At 43.9% G+C, this 9181-nt stretch carries 17 protein-coding genes; all 17 read right to left on the bottom strand.

Translation table 11 applies throughout. The features are described 5' to 3' along the window. Positions 1-614 precede the first annotated feature (614 nt). The 17 genes from rplQ to rplN all read right to left on the bottom strand — a co-directional run bounded on the left by rplQ (position 615) and on the right by rplN (position 9096). On the bottom strand, positions 615-1016 hold the full coding sequence (gene rplQ / locus AN213_RS11035) for a 50S ribosomal protein L17 (RefSeq protein ID WP_004589197.1): 402 nt from the start codon (positions 1014-1016) through the stop codon (positions 615-617). Between the two features lie 39 nt (positions 1017-1055). Continuing rightward, positions 1056-2042: a DNA-directed RNA polymerase subunit alpha gene (locus AN213_RS11030; protein WP_004589198.1), complete on the bottom strand. Its 987-nt coding sequence runs from the start codon at positions 2040-2042 to the stop codon at positions 1056-1058. Positions 2043-2066: 24 nt separating this feature from the next. Then, on the bottom strand, positions 2067-2687 hold the full coding sequence (rpsD, locus tag AN213_RS11025) for a 30S ribosomal protein S4 (RefSeq protein ID WP_036974007.1): 621 nt from the start codon (positions 2685-2687) through the stop codon (positions 2067-2069). 21 nt (positions 2688-2708) lie between these two features. Next, complete coding sequence (gene rpsK, locus AN213_RS11020) at positions 2709-3095, bottom strand: 30S ribosomal protein S11 (RefSeq protein ID WP_036974009.1); 387 nt, start codon at positions 3093-3095, stop codon at positions 2709-2711. A 13-nt stretch (positions 3096-3108) separates the two neighbouring features. Continuing rightward, positions 3109-3465: a 30S ribosomal protein S13 gene (gene rpsM / locus AN213_RS11015; RefSeq protein WP_054562818.1), complete on the bottom strand. Its 357-nt coding sequence runs from the start codon at positions 3463-3465 to the stop codon at positions 3109-3111. Between the two features lie 128 nt (positions 3466-3593). Further along, positions 3594-3707, bottom strand: coding sequence for a 50S ribosomal protein L36 (gene rpmJ, locus AN213_RS20070; RefSeq protein WP_002959476.1), 114 nt, complete (start codon positions 3705-3707; stop codon positions 3594-3596). A gap of 22 nt (positions 3708-3729) precedes the next feature. Continuing rightward, complete coding sequence (gene secY, locus AN213_RS11010) at positions 3730-5058, bottom strand: preprotein translocase subunit SecY (protein ID WP_036974013.1); 1329 nt, start codon at positions 5056-5058, stop codon at positions 3730-3732. A 10-nt stretch (positions 5059-5068) separates the two neighbouring features. Next, complete coding sequence (rplO, locus tag AN213_RS11005; RefSeq protein ID WP_054554386.1) at positions 5069-5503, bottom strand: 50S ribosomal protein L15; 435 nt, start codon at positions 5501-5503, stop codon at positions 5069-5071. Between the two features lie 4 nt (positions 5504-5507). Beyond that, positions 5508-5690, bottom strand: a complete 183-nt coding sequence (rpmD, locus tag AN213_RS11000; protein ID WP_016710201.1) for a 50S ribosomal protein L30 — start codon at positions 5688-5690, stop codon at positions 5508-5510. A 3-nt stretch (positions 5691-5693) separates the two neighbouring features. Beyond that, entirely contained in the window at positions 5694-6200 is a 507-nt protein-coding gene (rpsE, locus tag AN213_RS10995) for a 30S ribosomal protein S5 (RefSeq protein ID WP_036974018.1), read from the bottom strand. Between the two features lie 9 nt (positions 6201-6209). Then, the gene (gene rplR, locus AN213_RS10990; RefSeq protein ID WP_036974021.1) at positions 6210-6560 is read right to left on the bottom strand and encodes a 50S ribosomal protein L18; all 351 of its coding nucleotides are present in this window, start codon (positions 6558-6560) and stop codon (positions 6210-6212) included. Between the two features lie 9 nt (positions 6561-6569). Beyond that, positions 6570-7103 (bottom strand): 50S ribosomal protein L6, encoded by a 534-nt coding sequence (gene rplF / locus AN213_RS10985; RefSeq protein WP_054554387.1) that lies wholly within the window; start codon positions 7101-7103, stop codon positions 6570-6572. A 13-nt stretch (positions 7104-7116) separates the two neighbouring features. Then, a complete protein-coding gene (rpsH, locus tag AN213_RS10980; RefSeq protein WP_054554388.1) occupies positions 7117-7509 on the bottom strand; it encodes a 30S ribosomal protein S8 in 393 nt (130 codons plus the stop codon). A 21-nt stretch (positions 7510-7530) separates the two neighbouring features. Then, positions 7531-7836 (bottom strand): 30S ribosomal protein S14, encoded by a 306-nt coding sequence (gene rpsN, locus AN213_RS10975; RefSeq protein WP_054554389.1) that lies wholly within the window; start codon positions 7834-7836, stop codon positions 7531-7533. Positions 7837-7846: 10 nt separating this feature from the next. Beyond that, on the bottom strand, positions 7847-8386 hold the full coding sequence (gene rplE, locus AN213_RS10970) for a 50S ribosomal protein L5 (protein ID WP_054554390.1): 540 nt from the start codon (positions 8384-8386) through the stop codon (positions 7847-7849). A 16-nt stretch (positions 8387-8402) separates the two neighbouring features. Beyond that, positions 8403-8717, bottom strand: a complete 315-nt coding sequence (gene rplX / locus AN213_RS10965; protein ID WP_054554391.1) for a 50S ribosomal protein L24 — start codon at positions 8715-8717, stop codon at positions 8403-8405. Positions 8718-8727: 10 nt separating this feature from the next. Next, entirely contained in the window at positions 8728-9096 is a 369-nt protein-coding gene (gene rplN, locus AN213_RS10960) for a 50S ribosomal protein L14 (RefSeq protein WP_010378257.1), read from the bottom strand. Positions 9097-9181 lie beyond the last annotated feature (85 nt).

The raw sequence follows: 9181 nt of genomic DNA, 5'->3' as shown, positions 1-9181 counted from the left end.
ACGTTTGAGATACTTTTGCGTCTCAAGGGCTGTGCATTCTACGCAAGCCATTATTTTTGTCAACACTTAATTTTGAGAAAAGTTTATTTTTTCAAAACTCAGTCTTACTTGACTCAACCAACTCGTCGTTTTGCTTTTTTGTAAGCAGTCCGCCGTGTCGGTGGATGCGCATTATAGGGAGATCCGAATTGAGATCAACTGTTTTTTGAAGTTTTTATGAAAAAAATGACTGTTCGCGCAAAATACGAACGAAACGGGTAAAAATAGCACTAAAAAGGCCCNGAAAAAAATGACTGTTCGCGCAAAATACGAACGAAACGGGTAAAAATAACACTAAACCACTCACATTATGGCTATTTAGGCAGTGTATTTTATAAATATGCTTGTTATTAAGTTTTATAGAAGGTGATTTAACTATTAAGGAACGCGAATTGATCTTTATATGTGATCTTAATTGCTAGGTGCTAGGTGCTAGGTGCTAGGTGCTAGGTGCTTCAAGATTGTATGGTACTGTTTGGGGTTGATAGAGCTGTTTTATTAGGAGTGAAGTTTAGTAGTGAATTTTAGAAAGTAAAAAGCCGAGCATAAGCTCGGCTTTTTGGTGTCTTTACGACTTACTCTGCAGACTGCGCGTCTTCTTGAACTTCTTCGTTTGTCGCTGGGCGACCAACTAGTTCAATATAAGCCATTGGTGCATTATCACCAGCACGGAAGCCACACTTAAGAATACGAGTGTAACCACCAGGACGGTCTGTATTACGTGGACCGATTTCGCTGAATAATTTACCAACTACTTCATTATCACGCGTGCGAGCAAACGCTAAACGGCGGTTTGCTACACTGTCAGTCTTAGCCAGTGTGATTAAAGGTTCAATTACACGGCGCAACTCTTTAGCTTTAGGCAAAGTTGTTTTGATGATTTCATGTTTCACCAAAGAACCAGCCATGTTGCTGAACATCGCTTTGCGATGGCTGCTGTTACGGTTTAATTGACGACCACTCTTACGATGGCGCATGACCCTATCCTTCTAACTAAACTAATATAGTGATTTAGATTATTCAGCTAGGCTTGCAGGCGGCCAATTTTCTAGGCGCATACCTAGAGAAAGACCACGTGAAGCTAGCACGTCTTTAATTTCAGTTAGAGACTTCTTACCTAAGTTAGGCGTTTTAAGAAGCTCAACTTCAGTGCGCTGAACTAAATCACCGATATATTGAATTTGCTCGGCTTTCAAACAGTTTGCTGAACGTACTGTTAGCTCAAGATCATCAACTGGACGAAGCAGAATAGGATCGAATTCTGGCTTCTCTTCTTTCTCTTCTGGCTCAGTTACATCACGTAAATCTACGAATGCATCTAATTGCTCAGCTAAGATAGTAGACGCACGGCGGATCGCTTCTTCAGGATCTAAAGTGCCGTTTGTTTCCATATCAATGATTAACTTGTCTAAGTCTGTACGTTGCTCAACACGGGCTGATTCAACCGAGTACGCAATACGTTCAACTGGGCTGAATGATGCATCAAGCAGCAGACGACCAATTGGACGCTCATCGTCATCAGAGGATAAACGACTAGATGCCGGCACATAACCGCGACCGCGCTCAACACGAATACGCATGCTGATCTCGCTGCTATCTGTCGTAAGGTGACAGATAACGTGATCTGGGTTGGCGATAGTTACATCACCATCGTGCTGAATATCAGCCGCAGTCACAGGGCCTACACCAGATTTAGTCAGGGTCAGAAAAACTTCATCTTTGCCTTCTAAAGTTACTGCTAGACCTTTAAGGTTTAACAGAATTTCAATGATGTCTTCTTGTACGCCCTCTTTCGCGCTGTACTCATGCAATACACCGTCGATTTCTACTTCAGTTACTGCACATCCAGGCATAGATGATAACAGTATACGGCGTAAGGCATTACCCAAAGTGTGACCGAAGCCACGCTCTAATGGTTCTAAAACTACTTTAGAACGCGTTGGGTTGATAGCGTCGATATCGACTAACCTTGGTTTTAGGAATTCGGTAACAGAACCCTGCATTTTATCCTCTCTTAACTCTTAACTTTACTTAGAGTAAAGTTCGACGATTAGTTGTTCGTTAATGTCCGCAGACAGATCTGAACGCTCAGGTAGGCGCTTGAAGCTACCTTCCATTTTCTTACCGTCAACTTCAACCCAAGTCGGCTTTTCACGTTGCTCAGCCAACTCTAGAGCAGCGATGATACGTGCTTGTGTTTTTGACTTCTCACGAATTACAACAGTATCTTCTGGAGTAATTACGTATGAAGGAATGTTCACAACACGACCATTAACTAAAATCGCTTTGTGGCTTACTAACTGACGTGCTTCAGCGCGTGTGCTAGCAAAACCCATGCGATATACAACATTGTCTAAACGTTGCTCTAAAAGCTGTAACAAGTTTTCACCTGTATTACCTTTAAGGCGAGCAGCTTCTTTGTAGTAGTTACGGAATTGCTTTTCTAATACACCGTAGATACGACGTACTTTTTGCTTTTCACGTAGCTGTAAACCGTAATCAGATAAGCGACCTTTACGAGCGCCGTGCTGACCAGGTGCAGTCTCAAGTTTACACTTAGAGTCGATAGCTCTTACGCCGCTCTTAAGGAACAGGTCAGTACCTTCACGACGACTCAGCTTGAGCTTAGGGCCCAAATATCTTGCCATGTTATTTCTCCTAACCTATTGTTAAACGCGACGTTTCTTCGGTGGACGACAACCATTATGAGGGATTGGCGTCACGTCAGTGATGTTGGTGATACGGTAACCAGCAGCATTCAAAGCACGTACAGCAGATTCACGACCTGGACCTGGACCTTTGATGAAAACTTCTAGATTTTTTAAACCGTATTCTTGAGCAGCAGTACCTGCACGCTCTGCAGCAACCTGAGCCGCGAATGGAGTAGATTTACGTGAACCACGGAAACCTGAACCACCTGCTGTTGCCCAAGATAGTGCATTACCTTGACGGTCGGTAATTGTTACAATAGTGTTGTTGAAAGAAGCATGAACGTGAGCCATACCATCAGCAACTTGCTTTTTAACCTTCTTACGACGAATTGGTGCTTTAGCCATAATCTACCCCACCTTATTTCTTGATAGGCTTGCGAGGACCCTTACGAGTACGCGCGTTAGTCTTAGTACGTTGACCACGTAGTGGTAACGAACGACGGTGACGTAGGCCACGGAAACAACCAAGGTCCATAAGGCGCTTGATATTTAATGTAACTTCACGACGAAGGTCACCTTCTACAGTGTACTTGCCAACTGCTTCACGCAATACGTCAAGTGTTTCGTCTGAAAGTTCACCGATTTTTGTGGTCTCGGCGATACCAGTCGCTGCTAAGATTTCCTTAGAGCGAGTCTTACCTATGCCATAAATAGCAGTTAAACCGATAACTGCATGTTTATGATCAGGGACGTTAATGCCAGCGATACGGGCCACTAACACATCTCCTATATTTGAATTTGGTAATCATCTGTTTGAAAAGCCCGTAAGGATACTCAAACGAAGACCAAATCACAACTAAAAACACAGGCCGAGTAAATAACTCAGCCTGCACGACTGTTTAATTAGCCTTGCCTTTGCTTGTGCTTAGGCTCACTGCAAATTACGCGTACTACACCAGCACGTTTAATAACTTTACAGTTACGGCATATTTTCTTAACGGAAGCACGTACTTTCATTGCTCAACTCCGTAAAATGACCTTATCGACCGTAGCCTTTAAGGTTTGCTTTTTTCAGCACAGAATCATACTGATGTGACATCAGATGCGTCTGTACTTGTGCCATAAAGTCCATGATTACAACAACGATAATCAAAATTGATGTACCGCCGAAATAGAATGGCGTTTGCCATGCCATAGTCATGAATTCGGGCACCAGACAGATAAAGGTTATATACAAAGCACCTGCCAATGTCAGGCGTGTCATCACTTTATCAATGTATTTAGATGTCTGCTCACCTGGACGAATACCTGGGATAAATGCGCCAGATTTTTTCAGGTTATCTGCTGTTTCACGCGGGTTAAATACCAACGCGGTGTAGAAAAAGCAGAAGAAGATAATAGCCGCAGCTAAAACCATCGCATATAAAGGTTGACCTGGAGTCAACGTTGTAGCGATTGCTTGTAGCACATCAGCGACCGGACCTTCACCCTGGCCGAACCAGCTTGCAATTGTACCAGGGAACAGAATTATACTGCTAGCAAAGATTGGTGGAATAACACCCGCCATGTTTACTTTCAGTGGTAAGTGCGTGCTTTGAGCAGCAAATACCTGACGACCTTGTTGACGCTTTGCATAGTTAACGACGATACGACGTTGACCACGTTCAAAGAATACAACTAGGTAAGTAACAGCGAATACGATTACAGCAATCAATAACAGTACAAGTACATTCAGATCACCTTGGCGCGCCATTTCGGCTGTCGAACCAATAGCAGACGGCAGGTTAGCTACGATACCAACAAAAATCAGAACTGAGATACCGTTACCGATCCCACGTTCTGTAATTTGTTCGCCCAACCACATTAGGAACATAGTACCAGTTACTAAACTCACTACAGCAGTGAAGTAGAAACCGATGCCTGGGTTAACAACTAACCCGTCCATCATGCCCGGTAAGCTGGTAGCAATACCGATTGATTGGATTGTAGCAAGCACAAGCGTGCCGTAGCGTGTGTACTGGCTAATTTTCTTACGCCCTTGCTCACCTTCTTTCTTAAGCTCTATAAACGGCGGATACATATGCGTTAATAGTTGCGTAATAATCGAAGCCGAGATATACGGCATAATACCCAGTGCTAACACTGAAGCTCGCTCAAGCGCACCACCGCTGAACATGTTAAACATTTCAACAATGGTGCCCTTTTGTTGCTCGAAGAAATCGGCAAGTACAGCGGCGTCAATCCCAGGGATCGGCACGAATGAACCTAGACGGTAAATAATGATAGCACCTAATACAAATAGTAATCGACGCTTCAATTCCGAAAGCCCACTTTGTGCACTTTTCATATCTTGACCTGGTTTAGCCATTAGTACTTCCTTAGTCTTCTACCTTGCCTCCGGCAGCTTCGATAGCTTCGCGAGCACCTTTAGTCACTTTAAGACCTTTAACGGTAACTGCGCGTGAAACTTCGCCAGATTTAACTACTTTAACGAACTGGATGTTCTTTTTAACTAGACCAGCTGCTTGTAACGCGTTTACGTCTACTACATCGCCTTCAACTTTAGCGATTTCAAAAAGGTTAACTTCAGTAGATACTAATGATTTACGTGAAGTGAAACCAAATTTAGGTAGACGACGTTGCATAGGCATTTGACCGCCTTCGAAACCAACGCGAACTTTACCGCCAGAACGTGATTTTTGGCCTTTATGACCACGGCCACCAGTCTTACCAAGACCAGAACCAATACCACGACCTAGACGTTTCTTTTCAGTTTTTGCACCAGCAGCAGGTGAAAGTGTATTCAAATGCATCGAATTAACCCTCAACCTTTACCATGTAAGAAACTTGGTTAATCATACCACGCACACATGCTGTGTCTTCTAACTCAACAGTGTGATTGATACGACGTAGACCAAGACCGCGTAATGTAGCTTTATGCTTCGGTAAACGACCGATAGAGCTCTTTACTTGTGTTACTTTTACAGTTTTATTAGCCATGGTTTACCCCGTGATTTCGTCAACGCTAAGACCACGTTTAGCAGCGATTGACTCTGGAGAGTTCATGTTCTCTAGAGCAGCAATCGTTGCACGAACGATGTTGATCGGGTTAGTTGAACCGTATGCTTTTGACAATACGTTCTGTACACCAGTTACTTCTAGTACTGCACGCATCGCACCACCGGCGATGATACCTGTACCTTCAGAAGCAGGCTGCATGTATACTTTAGAACCCGCGTGGCGACCCTTGATTGGGTGCTGTAGCGTGTTACCGTTAAGGTCTACACTGATCATGTTGCGACGTGCTTTTTCCATTGCTTTTTGAATAGCAGCTGGAACTTCACGTGCTTTACCATAACCAAAACCTACTTTACCTGCGCCGTCACCAACTACTGTTAGTGCAGTGAAGCTAAAGATACGACCACCTTTAACCACTTTAGACACACGGTTTACCGCGATTAGCTTTTCAGCCAAATCAGGCTGTTGTTGCTTTGCTTCTACGTTAGCCATTGTCTACTCCTAGAATTGCAGACCGGCTTCACGCGCTGCATCAGCAAGCGCCTTCACACGGCCGTGATATTTAAAGCCACTGCGATCAAAAGCAATCTTTTCGATGCCTTTGTCAGCTGCACGTTCAGCAACCGCTTTACCAACTGCTTGAGCAGCTGCAACGTTACCTGTGCCTTTAACTGTTTCGCTAATTGCTTTTTCAACAGTAGAAGCAGCAGCCAGTACAGTACCCTCAGCAGTAACTACTTGAGCGTAAATGTGACGTGGCGTGCGGTGGATAACAAGACGCGTTGTGCCTTGTTCAATATAATTTCTACGAGTGCGTTTAGCACGACGTAGACGAGCTGTTTTTTTATCCATCGTCTTACCTTACTTCTTCTTAGCCTCTTTACGGCGTACATTCTCGTCCGCGTAACGAACACCTTTACCTTTATAAGGCTCAGGTTTACGGTATGCACGGATGTTAGCAGCTGTTTGACCAACTAACTGCTTGTCTACGCCCTTAACTAGAACTTCTGTTTGGCTTGGTGTTTCAATCGTAATACCTTCTGGTACTTCGAAATTCACTGGGTGTGAGAAACCAAGAGTTAAGTCTAATACTTTGCCCTTAGCTGCTGCACGGTAACCAACACCTACTAACTGAAGTTTCTTCTCGTAACCTTCATGCGTACCAACAACCATGTTGTTGATTAGAGCGCGAGCAGTACCTGCTTGTGCCCATGCATTAGCTACGCCTTCACGAGGTAAAGTTGTAATAACGTTGTCGTTAACTTGTACTTCAACAGCGTCGTTGATAGTACGAGTTAATTCACCGTTTTTGCCTTTAACTGTGATGTCCTGGCCTTTTAATGTAACTTCTACACCGGCAGGAACATTGATTGGTGCCTTTGCTATGCGAGACATAGTTCCCCTCCGATTAAGCTACAAAGCCAATGATCTCACCACCAACGCCGGCACTACGTGCTGCGCGGTCTGTCATTAGGCCTTTAGAAGTTGATACGATAGCGATACCAAGACCACCCATTACCTTTGGTAATTCGTCACGTTTCTTATAGATACGTAGACCAGGGCGGCTAACACGCTGGATGTTTTCAATAACAGCTTTGCCTTCGAAATATTTTAAATCGATAGAAAGCTCAGGCTTCGCTTCACCGCTTACAGCGTAATCTGCGATATAACCTTCATCTTTTAATACTTTAGCTACTGCTACTTTCAGTTTTGAAGTTGGCATCGTTACTGATACTTTCTTCGCTGACTGACCGTTACGGATACGTGTAAACAAATCCGCAATAGGATCTTGCAAGCTCATAGTCTTACTCCCGTGATACTATTACCAGCTAGCCTTTTTAAGGCCAGGAATTTCACCGCGCATAGCTGCTTCGCGAACTTTAATACGGCTCATGCCGAATTTGCGAAGGTAACCATGTGGGCGGCCCGTAACGTTACAACGATTACGTTGACGTGAAGAGCTAGAATCACGTGGTAAAGCTTGTAGCTTTAATACCGCGTCCCAACGATCATCGTCAGATGTATTAACATCACTGATGATAGCTTTTAGTGCCGCACGCTTTTCAGCGAACTGAGCAACTAATTTCGCACGCTTTGCTTCGCGCGCTTTCATAGAATTCTTTGCCATAACCCTACCCTTATTTCTTGAATGGGAAGTTAAACGCTTCTAACAACGCACGGCCTTCATCATCTGTTTTCGCAGAAGTAGTGATTGTGATATCCATACCGCGAACACGGTCTACTTTATCATAATCGATTTCTGGGAAGATGATTTGCTCACGTACGCCCATGCTGTAGTTACCACGTCCATCAAAAGACTTAGCACTTACACCACGGAAGTCACGGATACGTGGGATAGCGATTGAAACCAAACGCTCAAAAAAGTCCCACATACGCTCGCCACGTAGGGTTACTTTACAACCAATTGGGTAACCTTCACGCACTTTGAAGCCTGCAACTGATTTGCGTGCTTTAGTGATTAGAGGTTTCTGACCAGAGATTGCTTCTAGATCCGCAACAGCGTTATCTAGGATCTTCTTGTCAGCTAGAGCTTCGCCCACACCCATGTTTAATGTGATCTTTTCGATCTGAGGGACTTGCATGACAGAGCTGAAACCAAACTTCTCTTGAAGCTCAGCAACTACTTTGTCTTTATATACTTCATGCAGTTTCGCCATCATTCTACTCCAACTATTAGATAGTTTTACCAGTAGATTTAAAGATACGTAATTTCTTACCATCTTCAATCTTGAAACCTACACGATCTGCTTTACCCGTTTCCGAGTTGTAGATCGCAACGTTTGATACGTCGATAGACGCTTCTTTCTCAACAATACCGCCAGCTTGGTTCAACTGAGGAACAGGCTTTTGGTGCTTCTTGATTAAGTTGATGCCTTCGACAAATACTCGACCAGATTCAGCAACAACTGAAAGCACTTTACCGCGCTTACCTTTGTCTTTGCCTGCTAGTACGATTACTTCGTCATCACGACGGATTTTTGCTGCCATGATAGACTCCTTATAGTACTTCTGGTGCTAGTGAAACGATTTTCATGAACTTTTCAGTACGAAGTTCACGAGTCACAGGGCCGAAGATACGAGTACCAATTGGCTGTAAGTTATCGTTTAAGATAACAGCCGCATTGCTATCGAAACGGATCAAAGAACCGTCCGGACGACGAACGCCTTTTTTAGTACGCACAACTACCGCGTTTTTAACATCACCTTTCTTCACTTTACCGCGAGGAATAGCTTCTTTTACAGAAACTTTGATGATATCGCCAACCGCTGCATAGCGACGGTGCGAACCGCCAAGGACTTTAATACACTGCACTTTGCGAGCGCCGCTGTTATCAGCAACGTCCAGCTGAGTTTGCATTTGGATCATGTTAATGACCTCCGGTGTAGAAATTACAACACGCCTTAATTTTGTTTGAAATCAAGACATTTCGGTTAAATTCCACTCAAAAAAC

It is taken from the genome of Pseudoalteromonas sp. P1-8, assembly GCF_001399985.1.
GTDB lineage: Bacteria > Pseudomonadota > Gammaproteobacteria > Enterobacterales > Alteromonadaceae > Pseudoalteromonas.
The sequence above is the reverse complement of the archived record's forward strand: the minus strand, read 5'-3'. Positions and strand labels throughout refer to the sequence as shown.